The organism is Pseudomonas sp. Irchel s3a10 (assembly GCF_900187525.1).
Taxonomy (GTDB): Bacteria; Pseudomonadota; Gammaproteobacteria; order Pseudomonadales; family Pseudomonadaceae; genus Aquipseudomonas; species Aquipseudomonas koreensis_G.
The window spans coordinates 136,130-153,788 of record NZ_FYDR01000005.1 but is presented as its reverse complement, the minus strand read 5'-3'; the positions used below and the strand labels follow the sequence as shown (position 1 = coordinate 153,788).

Sequence of the window (17,659 nt, the reverse complement as noted above, 5' to 3'; positions counted from 1 at the left end):
CGCGAAACAACCAAAAAGACAAATCAAGGAGCAAGACAAAGCATGGACAACTTCCAATATTGCACGCTGCAAAAACCGGCTAAAGAACTCAAATCCAGCACCCTCAACAACAGCCGAAAAAAACGCTCTTTGGTGCACTATGCCAAACTTTGGCCAAGCCGACACACTCTGAAAATAGCTTTCATGGACAACCCGACTCCGGAACACAAAAATAAAATCATTGCCGCCGCCGGAAAATGGCTTCCTTATATCAGTTTGAAGTTTGAATTCGTTGAAGGCATAGAGGGTGAGATCCGAATCGCCACCGAGGGTGTTGTGAACAGTTCATTTCTGGGTACCGATGCACTGGATATGTTTCCTGACACGCCAACCATGAACCTTGGCATCGACCCCGAACACGAAGACTTCGAGACGGTCGTCATTCACGAGTTCGGCCATGCACTTGGCGCGATGCACGAACATCAGCACCCCAAGGCGCAAATCCCCTGGAACAAAGAAAATGTTTACAACTACTACCAGAACAGACCGATGAATCCACTGTCGCGAGGCGAAGTTGACATCAATATATTTACGCCTTTTGACGATGCCGACGCGCTTTACTTGCCATACGATCGAAAATCCATCATGCACCATCCGGTTCCCAACAGTTTGACGCTTGGCAATTGGGCGAATCCGATCAATCGCGAAATCAGTGAGAAAGACAAACAGCTCATGCGATTGATTTACCCACGTTGAATCACATTTTTACCGTGCCAGTTCTGTTGGCACGGTAACCCGTCATAAAATCGCACACATATCCAATTTACCTGCTCAGGCGCAGCAACTAGCATCCTTCATTCAAAGCGACTTTCCGGGAACAACAAGCAACCCGAGGAGTTACAAATTACCAATGAAAACATGGATGTTCAGTTATGCACTTAACCCGGCTTCAGCCAAACAAAAAAACCGAAACCACACGCACCTCCCGCAACATCAAATGCACTTCGGAGGTTCAGAAAAATGTGGGCTAAAAACAATCCGGCAAAATTCTGGACCCCCGGCAGCACTCTTCGCATCGCCTTCCTCAACGGCACGCAGGAATTCAAGGACGCGACCATTGCCGCTGCCAGCAACTGGTTGCCGCACATCAACTTGAAATTCGATTTCGTCGAAGGTGAAGTGGGCGACATCCGCATACTCAGTCAGGAAGGAACGTTTTCCTCCCGGATAGGCACGGATGCTCTGCTACATCCCGATGAGCCGACCATGACACTCTGGCCGCATCCGGGTCTGCCACGTTACTTCGCAGCCAATGTCATGCATGAGTTCGGTCATATGCTGGGCGCGGAGCATGAACAGACCAATCCCACGGCAAACATTCCCTGGGACAAACCAGCCATCTATGCACAATTTGGAATCACCGCCGACCCGGAAGAAGACGACTACCAGGCCAGCGTGACGCGCAAACGCCTGCACGACTGGTACTTTGACCGCGGCAATCCCGACGAAAGCATTTATTCGGAATACGATCCAAAGTCGATCATGCACTATCGCATCAGCCAGTCCTGGACCATCGGTGACTTCCAGCTCTTCATCAATCTGGATCTCAGCGAAAAGGACAAAATCTTCATGGCGAACGCTTATCCCTGCCCCGCGAGTGAGTGAGCGCATCAGGTCCGTGTCGGGCTATTTGACCTGCCCCAGATTCGCCTCACTCAAATCCAGCTCACCCAATACCTCACGCAACACGTCATCGCCGATCTGGTGCTGACGGCTGAGGCTATACAGCTCCAGGCGCTGCGCCCGCAACGCCTTCAAGCGCAACCGGCGTTCCAGCAGATCCATCTGGAACGCCAGCGCCTGGGCCTCGGCGGAATCGTTGAACACGTCGAGCTGATGACGATACTCGGACATGATCCGCGCCTTGAGTTCCGCCGAGAGTGCGGCCTGCGCAGCATCCTGCGGGCCGACCTCTTCGGTTTCCAGCGCATGGATCGCCGCCTCGGCGGTCTTGCGCCAGGCGTCGCGCACTTCCTGACGGCGCTTGTCGTCCGGGCTTTTTTCGATGCCACGCAGCAGCAACGGCAGGGCGATGCAGGCGCAAATCAGCGACAACAGAATCACCCCGGCGGCGATGAAGATCAGCAGATCACGCTCGGGGAACGCTTGGCTGCCCATCAACATAGGCACCGACATCACACCGGCCAGCGTCACCGCCCCGCGCACTCCGCCGACAGTCAGCAACCAGCAGGATCGCGCGGTCGGCACTTGCGTCAGTTCGCCCTTGCCGCGCAGCCGTCGCAGCAGTACCGACAGGCGCCAGATGCTCTGCACCCAGATAAAGCGCAACAGCACCAGCGCGAGAAAAATCGCCACCACGTCGAGGCCGCGATACATCAGCGTCGGCCACAACGTCGGTTCGTGGCTGACCACCGCTTTGATGATGTCCGGCAATTGCAGACCCAGCAGCAGAAAGATCAGGCCGTTGAAGGCAAATTCGAGTAATGACCAGACGCTGCGATTGAGTAGCCGGGTGCTGGTCTGCCGCGGCAGCAGATCGAGCCAGCTCTGCATCATCCCCGCCGCGACGGCCGAAAGAATCCCCGATGCGCCCAGTCGCTCGGCCAGTACATAGGCGGCGAACGGCAGCAGCAACATGAACACCACGTGGGTGGCCGGATCATCCCAGCCACGGGCGATCATCCACGCGCGCAAGCGCCCGACCAGCCAGCTCAGCGCGACGCCGACGGCTAACCCACCGACCGCCACCAGCACGAACGTCAGGCTGGCATTGGCCAGCGAGAACACCCCGGTCACCGCCGCCACCAAGGCAAACTTGAACGTCACCAGACCCGAGGCATCGTTCATCAGCGCCTCGCCTTGCAGAATGTGCATCAGCGGTGTCGGCAAGCGGTTCTGCGAGATCGCCGAGACCGCCACGGCGTCGGTCGGCGAGAGCACAGCGGCCAGCGCAAAGGCCACCGGCAACGGAATGCTCGGCAACAGCCAGTGAATGAAGTACCCGGCACCGACCACGGTGAACAGCACCAGGCCAACCGCCAGCGTCAGAATTGGCCCGCGCAAATGCCAAAACTCGCGTTTGGGCATACGCCAACCGTCGGAAAACAGCAGCGGCGGCAGGAACAGAAACAGGAACAATTCGGGGTCCAGCGCGACGTGCAGGCCCAGTGTCGGCCAGGCCAGCAAGGCACCGGCGGCGATTTGCACGAGGGGCAGCGGCAGCGGGACGACCCGTCCGACCAGCCGCGAAACGCTGACCAGCATCAGCAAGATCAGGACGGTATAAGCGGTTTGCATAAAGCGGAAATCTCAGACAATCGACAGCGTTGAACTGCCATATTAGCCGCTTAGGATGCGTCTGACCGTTGCACCTATGTCGCACGCCCGCAACGCCATTCCAATGTGGGAGCGAGCTTGCTCGCGAATACGGTGTGTCATTAACAGAGATTTTGACTGACACGGCCCCTTCGCGAGCAAGCTCGCTCCCACAGGGTTTTGCATTGCCAAATGAAGCCGGGCGCCGCGAAACCGTTCGGTCATGGCATAATCCGACACCATTTTTTTCCAGCACCTGTAAAGGGGGCGATTCCTTGACCGTTTCAAGTAAAACGTTGCACCTTTTCGGCATCAAAGCCTGCGACACCATGAAGAAGGCGCGCACCTGGCTCGATGAACACGCTGTCAGCTACGACTTTCACGACTACAAAACCGCCGGTATCGACCGTGAGCACCTGACCCAATGGTGTGACGAGCACGGCTGGCAAACGGTGTTGAACCGTGCAGGCACGACCTTTCGCAAACTCGACGACGAACGTAAAGCCGATCTCGACCAGTCGAAAGCCATCGAACTGATGCTCGCTCAACCCTCGATGATCAAGCGCCCGGTGCTCGATCTCGGTGACCGAACCCTGATTGGCTTCAAGCCAGACATCTACGCGGCCGCGCTCAAGTAAGCAGCCCGTCACTTATTGCTAGAGGTATTCACATGTCCAACTCTCTGTTCAGCATCGCCTTTGGTGTCGGCACGCAAAACCGTCAAGGCGCCTGGCTGGAAGTGTTCTACGCTCAGCCACTGCTCAACCCGTCGGCCGAACTGGTCGCCGCTGTTGCGCCGATCCTCGGCTACACCGAAGGCAACCAGGCCATCACCTTCACCACTGCACAGGCTGCGCAACTGGCTGAAGCGGTCAAAGGCATCGACGCCGTTCAAGGCAAGCTGCTGACCCGTCTGGCCGAAAGCCACAAGCCGCTGGTCGCCACCCTGCTGGCCGAAGACGCACAACTGACCTCGACGCCTGAGGCGTACCTCAAGCTGCACCTGCTGTCGCATCGCCTGGTCAAGCCACACGGCGTAAGCCTGGCCGGGATCTTCCCGCTGCTGCCGAACGTGGCCTGGACCAGCCAGGGCGCGATCGACCTGAGCGAACTGGCCGAACTGCAACTGGAAGCCCGTCTGCGTGGCGAGCTGCTGGAAGTGTTCTCGGTGGACAAGTTCCCGAAAATGACCGACTACGTGGTGCCGGCCGGTGTGCGTATCGCTGACGCTGCTCGTCTGCGTCTGGGTGCGTACGTGGGCGAAGGCACTACCGTGATGCACGAAGGCTTCATCAACTTCAACGCCGGCACCGAAGGCCCGGGCATGATCGAAGGCCGCGTTTCCGCTGGCGTATTCGTCGGCAAGGGTTCGGACCTGGGCGGCGGCTGCTCGACCATGGGCACCCTGTCGGGCGGCGGCAACATCGTGATCAAGGTCGGCGAAGGCTGCCTGATCGGCGCCAACGCCGGTATCGGTATCCCGTTGGGCGACCGCAACACCGTCGAGTCGGGCCTGTACGTGACCGCCGGCACCAAAGTCGCGCTGCTGGACGAGCACAACAATCTGGTCAAGGTTGTGAAGGCGCGCGAGCTGGCCGGCCAGACCGACCTGCTGTTCCGTCGCAACTCGGAAACCGGTGCCGTGGAGTGCAAGACCCACAAATCGGCGATCGAGCTGAACGAAGCGCTGCACGCTCACAACTAAGCAGCCACACGATCCCCCCTGTGGGAGCGAGCTTGCTCGCGAAGGCGTCCGGTCAGTCAACAACAGTGCTGAATGACACGACGCATTCGCGAGCAAGCCCGCTCCCACAAGGTTCGGCGTACATCCCGCCCCTCTTCACCAGGGCTGAAAACTGTGATGATTCCCTCCCCGTGGCGCGCCGACTTTCCGGCCATCGCCGCCCTGCAACGGCAAGACCAGACCTATCTGGACAACGCCGCCACCACGCAAAAACCCCAGGCCCTGCTCGACGCATTGACGCATTACTACGCCAACGGCGCGGCCAATGTGCATCGTGCGCAGCATCTGCCCGGCGCGCACGCGACGCAGGCGTTCGAAGACAGTCGGCTCAAGGTTGCCCAGTGGCTGAACGCCGGTGACAGCGGGCAGATCATCTTCACCCACGGCGCCACCAGTGCGCTGAATCTCCTGGCCTATGGCCTGGAACATCTTTTCCACCCAGGCGATGAAATTGTCATCAGCGCCCTGGAGCATCACGCCAACCTGCTGCCGTGGCAGCAACTGGCACAACGTCGCGAGCTGAAACTGGTGATCCTGCCGCTGGACGCCGACGGCGTGATCGACCTCGGCGCCGCTGTGCGTCTGATCACCCCGCGCACTCGCTTGCTGGCGGTCAGTCAGCTGTCCAACGTGCTCGGTGCCTGGCAACCATTGCCGGCGCTGCTGGCGATGGCCAAGGCGCACAACGCGCTGACCGTGGTCGATGGCGCCCAGGGTGTGGTGCACGGTCGCCACGACGTGCAGGCGCTGGGTTGCGACTTTTATGTGTTTTCCAGCCACAAGCTATACGGCCCCGATGGCCTCGGCGTGCTGTTCGGGCGCAACAAGGCGCTTGAACAACTGCAGCCGTGGCAGTTCGGCGGAGAAATGGTGCTGGAAGCCAATTATCACGATTCACGCTTCCGCCCTGCTCCGCTGGGCTTCGAAGCGGGCACGCCGCCGATTGCCAGCGTGATCGGCCTCGGCGCGACCCTCGACTATCTGGCCGGGCTGGATCAGGACGCGGTGTCGGCCCACGAAGCGGCGCTGCACGCCTACCTGCTGCAAGGCCTGGCCGCGCGCAACGGCATTCGTCTGCTGGGCAAGCCGCAATTGGCGCTGGCGAGTTTTGTCGTCGAGGGCGTGCATAACGCCGATCTGGCGCATCTGCTGACCGAGCAAGGTATTGCCGTGCGCGCCGGACATCACTGCGCCATGCCGTTGCTGAAAAGCTTCGAACTGGCCGGCGCGATTCGCGTGTCGCTGGCGCTGTACAACGATTCCGAAGATCTCGAACGCTTCTTCGAGGCACTGGATCAGGCCCTGGAGTTGCTGCGATGAGCCTGCCGCTCGCCGCCGCCGAAGCGCTGCAGACTTTTCAGAATGCTGCCAGTTGGGAACAACGGGCGCGGTTACTGATGCGGTTTGGTGATCGTCTGTCGCCGCTGGATGACGCGGACAAATGCGAAGCCAACCGCGTGCATGGCTGTGAGAGCCAAATGTGGCTGGTGGGGGAATTGCAGGACGGTCACTGGCAGTTCAGCGCTGCCAGCGATGCGCGAATGATTCGTGGGTTGGTGGCGTTGCTGCTGTTGCGGGTCAACGGTTTGAGCGCTGCCGAATTGCAGCAGGTGGATCTGCCCGATTGGTTCAATCAGCTGGGGCTGTCGCGGCAGTTGTCGCCTTCGCGCAGTAATGGCTTGAATGCCGTGCTCCAGCGGATGAATGAGTTGGCTGGTTAATCGCCTTCGCGAGCAAGCCCGCTCCCACAGGGGATCTGTGGCGTTCACAAATCCCCTGTGGGAGCGAGCTTGCTCGCGAAGAGGCCCTCAGCCCCGGCATCAAACCTGAGGTTTTACTCGGTCAGCCGGTCGCCGCACACCCGCCACAATCTTGTCCACAGCCTTGGTCGCCGCGACCATGCCGAACGTCGCCGTGACCATCATCACCGCGCCAAACCCGCCGGCGCAGTCCAGCTTCACGCCATCGCCGACAAAACTCTTCTGCAAGCAAATGCTGCCATCCGGTTTCGGATAACGCAGCTGTTCGGTGGAGAACACACACGGCACGCTGTAATGGCGAGTCACGGTACGCGAGAAGCCATAGTCGCGACGCAACGTCGAGCGCACTTTCGAGGCCAGCGGGTCATTGAACGTGCGGTTGAGGTCGCAGACCTGAATCAGCGTCGGATCAATCTGCCCACCGGCACCGCCAGTGGTGATGATCTGGATCTTGCGGCGCTTGCACCAGGCGATCAGCGCAGCCTTGGCGTTGACCGCGTCAATGCAGTCGATCACGCAGTCGATGTTCGGCGTGATGTACTCGGCCATGGTGTCGCGGGTGACGAAATCCGCCACCGCATGCACTTTGCAGTCCGGGTTGATCCCGCGCAGACGCTCGGCCATCACCTCGACCTTGGGTTTGCCGACGGTGCTGTCCAATGCGTGCAACTGGCGGTTGGCGTTGCTGACGCAGACGTCGTCGAGGTCGAACAGCGAAATCTCGCCGACGCCACAGCGGGCCATGGCTTCCGCCGCCCAGGAACCGACGCCACCGACGCCGACAATCGCCACATGGGCCGCACGCAGGCGCTCAAGGCCCTCGATGCCATACAAACGGGCGATGCCTGCAAACCGCGGATCTTCTGTACTCATGACCATTACCCCAAAAACCGGCGCGCATTATAGGGCCGTCGGCGGCCAAGAGCATCTTTGACGCTATGAACGGTGAACGCAGCCGTTTGCACGAACCTTGTGGCGAGGGAGCTTGCTCCCGCCGGGTCGCGAAGCGGCCCTTTGAAAGCGGCCTGCTTCGCAGTCCAGCGGGAGCAAGCTCCCTCGCCACGGGGAATTGCTATAACTGAACAACAAAGTTTTCTCTTACAAGCTGCAACTAAAGAACTTAAATCAGGTTGGACTGCCCAACGTCGGGCATTTCCCTGTCCGATGTACGACTTGCGAACTGCCGGTGTAGGATGCGCGCCCCTCGGGCGTATAGCCGACCGATCCTCCGTTCCACAGCCTTTGGAACCCGAAATAGCTATGTCATCGCGTAAATTTGGTCTCAACCTGGTGGTGGTTCTGGCAATCGCCGCCCTGTTCACCGGTTTCTGGGCGCTGATCAACCGCCCGGTCTCCGCGCCCAACTGGCCGGAGCAGATCTCCGGTTTCTCTTATTCGCCATTCCAGCAGGGCCAATTCCCGCAGAAGGATCAGTATCCGACTGACGATGAAATGCGCCGTGACCTGGAGATCATGAGCAAGCTGACGGACAACATCCGCATCTACTCGGTCGACGGTTCGCTGCAGGACATCCCGAAACTGGCGGAAGAGTTCGGTCTGCGCGTGACCCTCGGAATCTGGATCAGCCCCGATCAGGAACGCAACGAAAGGGAAATCCAGCGCGCCATCGAACTGGCCAATACTTCGCGCAGCGTGGTTCGCGTGGTGGTCGGTAACGAGGCGATATTCCGCAAGGAAATCACTGCCGAGCAACTGAGCGTGCTGCTGGATCGCGTGCGCGCGGCGGTGAAAGTGCCAGTGACCACCTCCGAGCAGTGGCACGTCTGGGAAGAACACCCGGAACTGGCCAAGCATGTCGACCTGATCGCTGCGCACGTGCTGCCGTACTGGGAATTCATCCCTGTCGACAAGGCCGGGCAGTTCGTCTTCGACCGCGCCCGTGACCTGAAAAAGCTGTTCCCGAAAAAACCGCTGCTGCTGTCCGAAGTCGGTTGGCCGAGCAACGGGCGCATGCGCGGTGGCGCCGATGCGTCGCCAGCGGATCAGGCGATCTACCTGCGCACGCTGGTCAACAAACTCAACCGTCAGGGCTTCAACTATTTCGTGATCGAAGCGTTCGACCAGCCATGGAAGGCCAGTGACGAGGGTTCGGTGGGCGCCTACTGGGGCGTGTTCAACGCTGCGCGCCAGCAGAAATTCAACTTCGAAGGCCCGGTCGTCGCGATTCCGCAATGGCGCGTGCTGGCCATCGGTTCGGTGGTGCTGGCGCTGCTGTCGCTGACCCTGCTGATGATCGACGGCTCGGCCCTGCGTCAGCGTGGCCGGACCTTCCTGACCTTTATCGCGTTTCTCTGCGGTTCGGTGCTGGTGTGGATCGGTTACGACTACAGCCAGCAATACAGCACGTGGTTCAGCCTGACGGTGGGTTTCCTCCTGGCGCTGGGTGCGCTCGGGGTGTTCATCGTGTTGCTGACCGAGGCGCATGAACTGGCCGAGGCGGTGTGGATTCACAAGCGTCGGCGGGAATTCCTGCCGGTGATCGGTGATTCGCACTATCGGCCGAAAGTCTCGATCCACGTGCCCTGCTACAACGAGCCGCCGGACATGGTCAAACAGACCCTCGACGCCTTGGCCGCCCTCGATTACCCGGACTATGAAGTCCTGATCATCGACAACAACACCAAGGATCCGGCCGTCTGGGAGCCGGTGCGCGACTACTGCGCAACCCTCGGCCCGCGCTTCAAGTTCTTTCACGTATCACCGCTGGCCGGGTTCAAGGGCGGCGCGCTGAACTACCTGATTCCGCACACCGCCAAAGACGCCGAAGTGATCGCGGTGATCGACTCCGACTACTGCGTGCACCCGAACTGGCTCAAGCACATGGTGCCGCACTTCGCCGACCCGAAAATCGCCGTGGTGCAGTCGCCGCAGGACTATCGCGACCAGAACGAAAGCACCTTCAAGAAGCTCTGCTACGCCGAATACAAAGGCTTCTTCCACATCGGAATGGTCACCCGCAACGACCGCGACGCGATCATCCAGCACGGCACCATGACCATGACCCGGCGTTCGGTTCTGGAAGAGCTGGGTTGGGCTGACTGGTGCATCTGTGAAGACGCCGAACTCGGTCTGCGCGTGTTCGAGAAAGGCCTGTCGGCAGCGTATTACCACGACAGTTACGGCAAGGGTCTGATGCCGGATACGTTTATCGACTTCAAGAAGCAGCGTTTCCGCTGGGCCTACGGCGCAATCCAGATCATCAAGCGCCACACCCGCAGCCTGCTGCGCGGCAAGGACACCGAGCTGACCCGTGGCCAGCGTTACCACTTCCTCGCGGGCTGGCTGCCGTGGGTCGCGGACGGCATGAACATCTTCTTCACCGTCGGCGCCCTGCTGTGGTCGGCGGCGATGATCATCGTGCCGCAACGGGTCGATCCGCCGCTGCTGATTTTCGCCATCCCGCCATTGGCACTGTTCGTGTTCAAGGTCGGCAAGATCATCTTCCTCTACCGTCGCGCCGTCGGCGTGAACCTCAAGGATGCGTTCTGCGCGGCACTGGCCGGGCTGGCGTTGTCGCACACCATCGCCAAAGCCGTGCTGTACGGCTTCTTCACCAGCAGCATTCCGTTCTTCCGCACGCCGAAAAACGCCGACAACCATGGCTTCTGGGTGGCGATTTCCGAAGCGCGGGAAGAGCTGTTCATCATGCTGCTGTTGTGGGGCGCGGCGCTGGGGATCTACTTGGTGCAGGGCATTCCGAGCAACGACATGCGCTTCTGGGTGGCCATGCTGCTGGTGCAGTCGCTGCCGTACGTCGCGGCGCTGATCATGGCGTTCCTCTCGTCGCTGCCGAAACCGGCCGCTGCGCCTGAGCCGGCGCCTGTCGTCTAATTCCTCTTTGATCCACTAAACGGCGGCCAATGGTCGCCGTTTTGCTTTAAGATAACCGCCATTTTGCGGGGCTTGGCGTGATACGCGGTGTAACCGACCGAACCCAATCCCTGTGGGAGCGAGCTTGCTCGCGAAGGCTTTGTAACATTCAACCCTTAAGTTGCCTGATACACCGCTTTCGCGAGCAAGCTCGCTCCCACAGTGGCCCCAGCCCAATTTCAAGCTCCCGGAGTTTTCCATGACGGCCCACGCCGACCTTTCGCCGACCCTCCAACTCGCCATCGACCTGATCCGCCGTCCGTCCGTGACGCCGGTCGACGCCGATTGCCAGAAGCAGATGATGCAGCGCCTGGGCGATGCCGGTTTCACCCTGGAGCCGATGCGCATCGAAGATGTGGATAACTTCTGGGCCACCCACGGCAACGACGACGGCCCGGTGCTGTGCTTCGCCGGCCACACCGACGTGGTGCCGACCGGTCCGGTGACCGCCTGGCAGATCGACCCGTTCAACGCGGTGATCGACGAACACGGCATGCTCTGCGGCCGTGGCGCAGCAGACATGAAAGGCAGCCTGGCGTCGATGACCGTGGCCGCCGAGCGTTTCGTCGCCGACTACCCGAACCACAAGGGCAAGGTCGCGTTTCTGATCACCAGCGACGAAGAAGGCCCGGCGCACCACGGCACCAAAGCGGTGGTTGAACGTCTGGTGGCGCGCAAGGAACGTCTGGACTGGTGCATCGTCGGCGAACCGTCGAGCACCACGCTGGTCGGTGACGTGGTGAAAAACGGTCGTCGCGGCTCGCTGGGCGCCAAGCTGACCGTGCGCGGCGTGCAGGGTCACGTGGCCTACCCGCATCTGGCGAAGAACCCGATCCACCTCGCCGCCCCGGCACTGGCCGAACTGGCTGCCGAGCATTGGGATCACGGCAACGATTTTTTCCCGCCGACCAGTTTCCAGATTTCCAACCTCAACTCCGGCACCGGTGCGACCAACGTGATCCCGGGTGATCTGGTGGCGGTGTTCAATTTCCGTTTCTCCACCGAATCCACCGTCGAAGGCCTGCAGAAACGCGTGGCCGACATCCTCGACAAGCACGGTCTGGACTGGCACATCGACTGGGCGCTGTCCGGCCTGCCGTTCCTCACCGAGCCGGGCGCGCTGCTCGACGCGGTGTCGTCGAGCATCAAAGACATCACCGGCCGCGAGACCAAGGCGTCGACCAGTGGCGGTACCTCCGATGGCCGCTTCATCGCGACCATGGGCACGCAAGTGGTTGAGCTGGGCCCGGTCAACGCGACCATTCACCAGGTCAATGAACGTGTGCTGGCGGCCGATCTCGACGTGCTGACCGAGATCTACTACCAGACCCTGATCAAGTTGCTCGCCTGATGCTCGCGTGCCCGATCTGCAGTGAACCGCTGAACAGCGTCGATAACGGTGTGGTCTGCCCCGCCGGCCACCGCTTCGACCGCGCGCGTCAGGGTTACCTGAACCTGTTGCCGGTGCAGCACAAGAACAGCCGTGATCCTGGTGATAATCAGGCGATGGTCGAGGCGCGCCGCGACTTCCTGAATGCCGGGCATTACGCGCCGGTGGCCAAGCGTCTGGCCGAGCTGGCGGCGGGTTATGCGCCGGCACGCTGGGTCGATATCGGTTGCGGTGAGGGTTACTACACCGCGCAGATTGCCGATGCCTTGCCGGATGCCGATGGCTACGCGCTGGACATCTCCCGCGAGGCGGTGAAACGCGCCTGCAAGCGTAATCCGGCAATCACCTGGTTGATCGCCAGCATGGCCCGCGTGCCGTTGGCGTCGGGCAGTTGCCAGTTTCTCGCCAGCGTTTTCAGTCCTCTGGACTGGGAAGAGGCCAAGCGTCTGCTCAGCGTCGGCGGCGGCCTGATGAAGGTCGGCCCGACCAGCGGCCACCTGATGGAACTGCGCGAACGCCTGTACGACGAAGTGCGCGAATACACCGACGACAAGCATCTGGCATTAGTGCCCGAAGGCATGGCGCTGGCGCACAGTGAAACCCTGGAATTCAAACTGACGCTGGACAAGCCCGAGGATCGCGCCAACCTGTTGGCGATGACGCCCCACGGCTGGCGCGCCAGTGCCGAACGCCGCGCCGCCGTGATCGAACAGGCCGAGCCGTTCGTGACCACGGTGTCGATGCGCTACGATTATTTCGTTCTTCAATAACTTTTGGTCTCGGGCAGGTGCCCGGGGCCGGCTAAATCCGCGAATGGATTTTTCAGACCCGCAGTGAGGACATCCATGCGCCAACCGGATATCGAGATTTACCTGAAAGACGCCGACGTCGACCACAAGGCGATTTCCGCCTGGCTCGGTGAGGCTCTGGGCCCGTGCAGCGACTGGGTACAGAAAGGCCAGACCTACAAGTGCAAGGCCGGCAATGTTCCGGTGACCTGGCTGCCGAAAGCCGTGGGCAAATGGAACAGCCTGTACCTGGAAAGCGACGCGACCCCTTGGGACGACGACATCGCCTGCGCCCGTGCAGCCTTTGCCGCGCTGAACGTCGAGGTGCGTTGCGCACCGGGCACGTGGGTCGAGGAAGAAGGTGAGGAAACGGCTGATCGCTGGATTCGCATCAGCGCCGACGGTGAAGAAGAGATCACCTGGAAAACCGCGTAACAACTGTCAACGCAGATCCAAATGTGGGAGCGGGCTTGCTCGCGAATGCGGTGTATCAGTCACTATTGATATCGACTGATACACCGCATTCGCGAGCAAGCCCGCTCCCACATTGGTTTTGGGATGTTTTGGAGGGTTGTGTTACAGACCAACCACATCCTCAGCCTGCAATCCCTTCTCCCCCGTCACCACCGCATACTCAACCTGCTGACCTTCAGTCAGCGACCTATGCCCTTCACCGCGAATCGCGCGGTAGTGCACGAACACGTCCACCCCGTCGTCGCGCTGAATGAAGCCGTAGCCCTTGGCGTCGTTGAACCACTTCACATTGCCGGTTTCACGTGTTGCCATCTGTTCATACTCCTTTTTTATTATTGAACAGGCTTTTCGCAGGAAAGCCTTTGCGGAACGTCAGCCTGCGCCCGACGTCCATAAAGGGCCCCGGCGACAGATTGCCGAGTATATGACAGGCGCAAAAACTCTCAACAGGAGATTACTTCGCCGCTTTTTTGCCGATTTTCGATGAATCCGGCAAACTGTCGACCGCCCGAGCATCTGCTCGGTTTTATCAACTCACGCAGAAGCCGTATGACCCGTTCCCCGTTCCGCCGTCTAGTGTTTGGCACCTTGCGCCGACTGTTGTACCTCTGGGTTCGCTCCGAGACGATCAACCAGTCGTCGCTCACCCTCAACCTCGACCGCAGTCGTCCGGTGTTCTACGTCCTGCAAAACCCTTCGCTCACCGATCTGGCGGTGGTCGACACCGAGTGCACCAAGGCCGGTCTGCCGCGTCCGGTACTGCCGGTGTCGGTAGGGCCGTTGATCGAACCGGCGGCGTTTTTCTATCTGACGCCGGACCCGGACTGGCTTGGCCGGCAGGACAAGCGCGGCGCACCGCCGACCCTGACCCGCCTGGTCAGCGCCCTGACCCAGAACGCCGCCGAAGACGCGCAGATCATTCCGGTCAGCGTGTTCTGGGGCCAGTCGCCGGACAGCGAAAACAGTCCGTGGAAGTTGCTGTTTGCCGACAGCTGGGCCGTCACCGGGCGCTTGCGCCGACTGCTGAGCATCATCGTCCTCGGGCGCAAGACTCGCGTGCAGTTCTCGGCGCCGATCCACCTGCGCGAACTGATCGAGCACAACAAGGGCCACGAACGCACCGTGCGTATGGCCCAGCGCATCCTGCGCGTGCACTTCCGCAACCTCAAGGCGGCAGTGATCGGCCCGGACATTTCCCACCGGCGCAATCTGGTCAAAGGTCTGCTCAACCAGCCCTTGGTCAAGCAAGCGATCCTCGACGAAGCCGAACGCGAGAACATTTCCCCGGAAAAAGCCAAGGCCCAGGCCCTGCGTTACGGCAACGAGATCGCCTCGGACTACACCTACACCGCGATCCGTTTCCTCGAAGTGGTGCTGAGCTGGTTCTGGAACAAGATCTACGACGGGATCAAGGTCAACCACATTGAAGGCGTGCAGAAGGTCGCCCAGGGTCACGAAGTGATCTACGTGCCGTGCCACCGCAGCCACATCGACTACCTGCTGCTCTCGTACTTGCTGTTCCGCAACGGCCTGACCCCGCCGCACATTGCCGCCGGGATCAACCTCAACATGCCGGTGATCGGCAGCCTGCTGCGCCGTGGCGGCGCGTTTTTCATGCGCCGCACGTTCAAGGGCAATCCGCTGTACACCTCGGTGTTCAACGAATACCTGCACACCCTGTTCACCAAAGGTTTCCCGGTCGAATACTTCGTCGAGGGCGGCCGCTCGCGCACCGGACGCATGCTGCAACCGAAGACCGGCATGCTCGCGATCACCCTGCGCAGCTTCCTGCGTTCGTCGCGGATGCCGATCGTTTTCGTGCCGGTGTACATCGGCTATGAACGCGTTCTTGAAGGTCGCACCTACCTCGGCGAACTGCGTGGCGCGAGCAAGAAGAAAGAGTCGATCTTCGATATTTTCAAAGTCATCGGCGCGCTCAAACAGCGCTTCGGTCAGGTCGCGGTGAACTTCGGCGAGCCGATCAAACTCGCGGAGTTCCTCGACAGCGAGCAGCCAGACTGGCGCCAGCAGGAACTCGGCCCGCAGTACAAACCGGCATGGCTCAACGAAACCACCCATCGCCTCGGCGAGAAAGTCGCGCAGCACCTGAACGAAGCGGCGGCAATCAACCCGGTCAACCTGGTGGCGCTGGCGTTGCTCTCGACTACGCGTCTCGCGCTGGATGATCGAGCCATGGCGCGAGTGCTGGATCTGTATCTGGCGCTGCTGCGCAAAGTCCCTTACTCGCCGCACACGACCCTGCCGGAAGGCGATGGCCGCGCGCTGATCGAGCATGTGAAGGACATGGATCTGCTGTCCGAGCAGAACGATGCGCTGGGCAAGATTCTCTATCTGGACGAGCAGAACGCCGTCCTGATGACCTACTACCGCAACAACGTGCTGCACATTTTCGCCTTGCCGGCGCTGCTGGCGAGCTTCTTCCAGAGCACCTCGCGCATGAGTCGCGAACAGATCCTGCGCTACACCCGCGCGCTGTATCCGTACTTGCAGTCGGAGCTGTTCATTCGCTGGTCGCTGGAGGAACTGGACGGCGTGGTCGATCAATGGCTGGAAGCCTTCGTCGAGCAAGGCCTGCTGCGTTTCGAGAAGGACGTGTATATGCGCCCGGCGCCAAGTTCACGGCACTTTGTGCTGCTGACCCTGCTGTCGAAAAGCATTGCGCAGACCCTGCAGCGCTTCTACATGACCGTGTCCCTGCTGCTCAACAGCGGCCAGAACAGCATCAGCGCCGAAGAGCTGGAAGACCTGTGCACGGTCATGGCCCAGCGCCTGTCGATCCTCCACGGTTTGAACGCCCCGGAGTTCTTCGACAAGAGCCTGTTCCGCCACTTCATCCAGACCCTGCTCGACCTCGACGTACTGCGGCGCGACGAAGCCGGCAAGCTGAGCTACCACGAACTGCTCGGCGAACTGGCCGAAGGCGCGGCCAAACGCGTATTGCCGGCGGAGATTCGTCTGTCGATTCGTCAAGTGGCCTTGCATCGCAGTGAAGATGCCGCCGAAACAGCGGATACACCACAAGTCTGAAACTTGCTGACAACTAACGGGCGCGCACTTCAATGGCCCCGTTAGTTGATTCATGGATTAATAGGCTCACTCCACCAATCACGATACGGATATCGAGATGAGCCTGTTAAACGAAGAAACTTGCGCAGTAATCCTGGACTTCCGTCTACCGCCCGAATTCCACGCACCTGCCGATGGTGTCAATGAAACCATTGTCAGCGTCAAAGTATTCAATTCCCAATCGCCTATTAACATCAAGGATTGGCACCGTGCTGCGATCTTCGACGCCGGCTGGAAATTCGACTTCCCTCATCACTACGGCGATGTAGGCGTCAGGTACCAAGTCAATGTGCAGATCCTTCATGACCAAATTCCCTTGCTGATCGAGCAGGACTACTTCGTTACTGTCAACAACACTCCCCATCGCCAAACCCTGCACCTGAGCCCGATCGGGTTTCTATATGTCGAGGCTCAAGAAGCCGAAATTGTCGCGCCAGAAGAAGCGGTCACCATCAGTCTGCATGAAGCAGAGTCTCCCGATGTTGAGCTGGTAAGTGTCAAACAGGACGAACAGTCAGTGTCCGGGTTTTATCTGAAATATGATCCTGCCAGCGTTATACCCGGTAAACGCTATGCACTGACGGGTATTGAAAACCGCTACCATCAACGTCTTGTGATCTCGCCTGAACAAGTCGAACTGGCTCCCGCGGGGCCCAGTACCAGCGCGCTGTCGTTTCAGAAATTGATGCAGTGGCTGGAAAAACCCTTACGTTTGTTCACTGACGCTGGCGCCAAAATCCGCTAGATTTCCATCGGCGCCGGGATTCTTCCGGCGCAAAAGTCTCAGAGGCCCCGATGAAAAAACTCACCCTTCTCGCCGCAGCCACCCTGTTGAGCGCCTGCCAGTCGAATACCCCCGCCGGCAAAGTCGGCCTCGATGGCGAAGTGTTCTACCTGCAACGCATCGCACTGCCACCGAGCGCGACTTTGAGCGTGAGCCTGCAGGACGTGTCGCTGGCCGACGCCCCGGCGGTGGTCCTCGACGAACAGAAAGGCCCGGTCAAAGGCCAGGTGCCACTGCCGTTCCACTTGAGTTACGATCCGGCCCAGGTCAAACCCGGCCACCGCTACTCGGTCAGCGCGCGCATCGAAGTCAACGGCGAGCTGATGTTCATCACCACCGAAAACCACGCCGTGCAACTGGACGGCAATGATCCGCAGCCGCTGAAAATCCGCGTCGACGCCATTCGCTAATTGTCTTTCAAGGAAG

At 60.2% G+C, this 17,659-nt stretch carries 16 protein-coding genes; 13 read left to right on the top strand and 3 right to left on the bottom strand.

The window, feature by feature from the left end; genetic code table 11:
- The first annotated feature begins 42 nt into the window (after positions 1-42).
- On the top strand, positions 43-735 hold the full coding sequence (locus CKW11_RS16440; RefSeq protein ID WP_095138349.1) for a M12 family metallopeptidase: 693 nt from the start codon (positions 43-45) through the stop codon (positions 733-735).
- A gap of 264 nt (positions 736-999) precedes the next feature.
- Complete coding sequence (locus tag CKW11_RS16435; protein WP_095138348.1) at positions 1,000-1,644, top strand: hypothetical protein; 645 nt, start codon at positions 1,000-1,002, stop codon at positions 1,642-1,644.
- A gap of 21 nt (positions 1,645-1,665) precedes the next feature.
- Here the strand turns inward: CKW11_RS16435 and CKW11_RS16430 are convergent, their stop codons facing one another.
- Positions 1,666-3,297: a Na+/H+ antiporter gene (locus CKW11_RS16430; RefSeq protein WP_095138347.1), complete on the bottom strand. Its 1,632-nt coding sequence runs from the start codon at positions 3,295-3,297 to the stop codon at positions 1,666-1,668.
- Positions 3,298-3,590: 293 nt separating this feature from the next.
- Between CKW11_RS16430 and CKW11_RS16425 the strand changes: the two genes are divergently transcribed.
- The 4 genes from CKW11_RS16425 to CKW11_RS16405 all read left to right on the top strand — a co-directional run bounded on the left by CKW11_RS16425 (position 3,591) and on the right by CKW11_RS16405 (position 6,780).
- The gene (locus tag CKW11_RS16425; RefSeq protein ID WP_003222107.1) at positions 3,591-3,953 is read left to right on the top strand and encodes an ArsC family reductase; all 363 of its coding nucleotides are present in this window, start codon (positions 3,591-3,593) and stop codon (positions 3,951-3,953) included.
- Positions 3,954-3,985: 32 nt separating this feature from the next.
- Positions 3,986-5,020 (top strand): 2,3,4,5-tetrahydropyridine-2,6-dicarboxylate N-succinyltransferase, encoded by a 1,035-nt coding sequence (gene dapD, locus CKW11_RS16420; protein WP_007954762.1) that lies wholly within the window; start codon positions 3,986-3,988, stop codon positions 5,018-5,020.
- Positions 5,021-5,173: 153 nt separating this feature from the next.
- The gene (locus CKW11_RS16410; RefSeq protein ID WP_095138346.1) at positions 5,174-6,379 is read left to right on the top strand and encodes an aminotransferase class V-fold PLP-dependent enzyme; all 1,206 of its coding nucleotides are present in this window, start codon (positions 5,174-5,176) and stop codon (positions 6,377-6,379) included.
- On the top strand, positions 6,376-6,780 hold the full coding sequence (locus CKW11_RS16405) for a SufE family protein (protein WP_095138345.1): 405 nt from the start codon (positions 6,376-6,378) through the stop codon (positions 6,778-6,780). The genes CKW11_RS16410 and CKW11_RS16405 overlap by 4 nt, the downstream gene beginning before the upstream one ends.
- A gap of 99 nt (positions 6,781-6,879) precedes the next feature.
- Here the strand turns inward: CKW11_RS16405 and tcdA are convergent, their stop codons facing one another.
- Entirely contained in the window at positions 6,880-7,698 is an 819-nt protein-coding gene (gene tcdA / locus CKW11_RS16400) for a tRNA cyclic N6-threonylcarbamoyladenosine(37) synthase TcdA (protein WP_095138344.1), read from the bottom strand.
- Positions 7,699-8,079: 381 nt separating this feature from the next.
- On the opposite strand from tcdA, the gene CKW11_RS16395 reads away from it, so the two are divergent.
- From CKW11_RS16395 to CKW11_RS16380, 4 genes are all read left to right on the top strand, one after another.
- Entirely contained in the window at positions 8,080-10,671 is a 2,592-nt protein-coding gene (locus tag CKW11_RS16395; protein ID WP_095138343.1) for a glycosyltransferase, read from the top strand.
- A 238-nt stretch (positions 10,672-10,909) separates the two neighbouring features.
- Positions 10,910-12,061, top strand: coding sequence for a succinyl-diaminopimelate desuccinylase (dapE, locus tag CKW11_RS16390; protein ID WP_095138342.1), 1,152 nt, complete (start codon positions 10,910-10,912; stop codon positions 12,059-12,061).
- Complete coding sequence (locus CKW11_RS16385) at positions 12,061-12,870, top strand: putative RNA methyltransferase (protein WP_095138341.1); 810 nt, start codon at positions 12,061-12,063, stop codon at positions 12,868-12,870. Before dapE ends, CKW11_RS16385 begins: the two co-directional genes overlap by 1 nt.
- A 75-nt stretch (positions 12,871-12,945) precedes the next feature.
- Positions 12,946-13,323, top strand: a complete 378-nt coding sequence (locus tag CKW11_RS16380) for a hypothetical protein (protein WP_095138340.1) — start codon at positions 12,946-12,948, stop codon at positions 13,321-13,323.
- A 141-nt stretch (positions 13,324-13,464) separates the two neighbouring features.
- Here the strand turns inward: CKW11_RS16380 and CKW11_RS16375 are convergent, their stop codons facing one another.
- Complete coding sequence (locus CKW11_RS16375; RefSeq protein ID WP_003222087.1) at positions 13,465-13,674, bottom strand: cold-shock protein; 210 nt, start codon at positions 13,672-13,674, stop codon at positions 13,465-13,467.
- 237 nt (positions 13,675-13,911) lie between these two features.
- Here CKW11_RS16375 and plsB point away from each other — a divergent pair, with 237 nt between their 5' ends.
- The 3 genes from plsB to CKW11_RS16360 all read left to right on the top strand — a co-directional run bounded on the left by plsB (position 13,912) and on the right by CKW11_RS16360 (position 17,643).
- Positions 13,912-16,410, top strand: a complete 2,499-nt coding sequence (gene plsB / locus CKW11_RS16370) for a glycerol-3-phosphate 1-O-acyltransferase PlsB (protein WP_095138339.1) — start codon at positions 13,912-13,914, stop codon at positions 16,408-16,410.
- Positions 16,411-16,507: 97 nt separating this feature from the next.
- Entirely contained in the window at positions 16,508-17,194 is a 687-nt protein-coding gene (locus CKW11_RS16365) for a hypothetical protein (protein ID WP_095138338.1), read from the top strand.
- Positions 17,195-17,244: 50 nt separating this feature from the next.
- On the top strand, positions 17,245-17,643 hold the full coding sequence (locus CKW11_RS16360; RefSeq protein WP_095138337.1) for a YbaY family lipoprotein: 399 nt from the start codon (positions 17,245-17,247) through the stop codon (positions 17,641-17,643).
- Positions 17,644-17,659 lie beyond the last annotated feature (16 nt).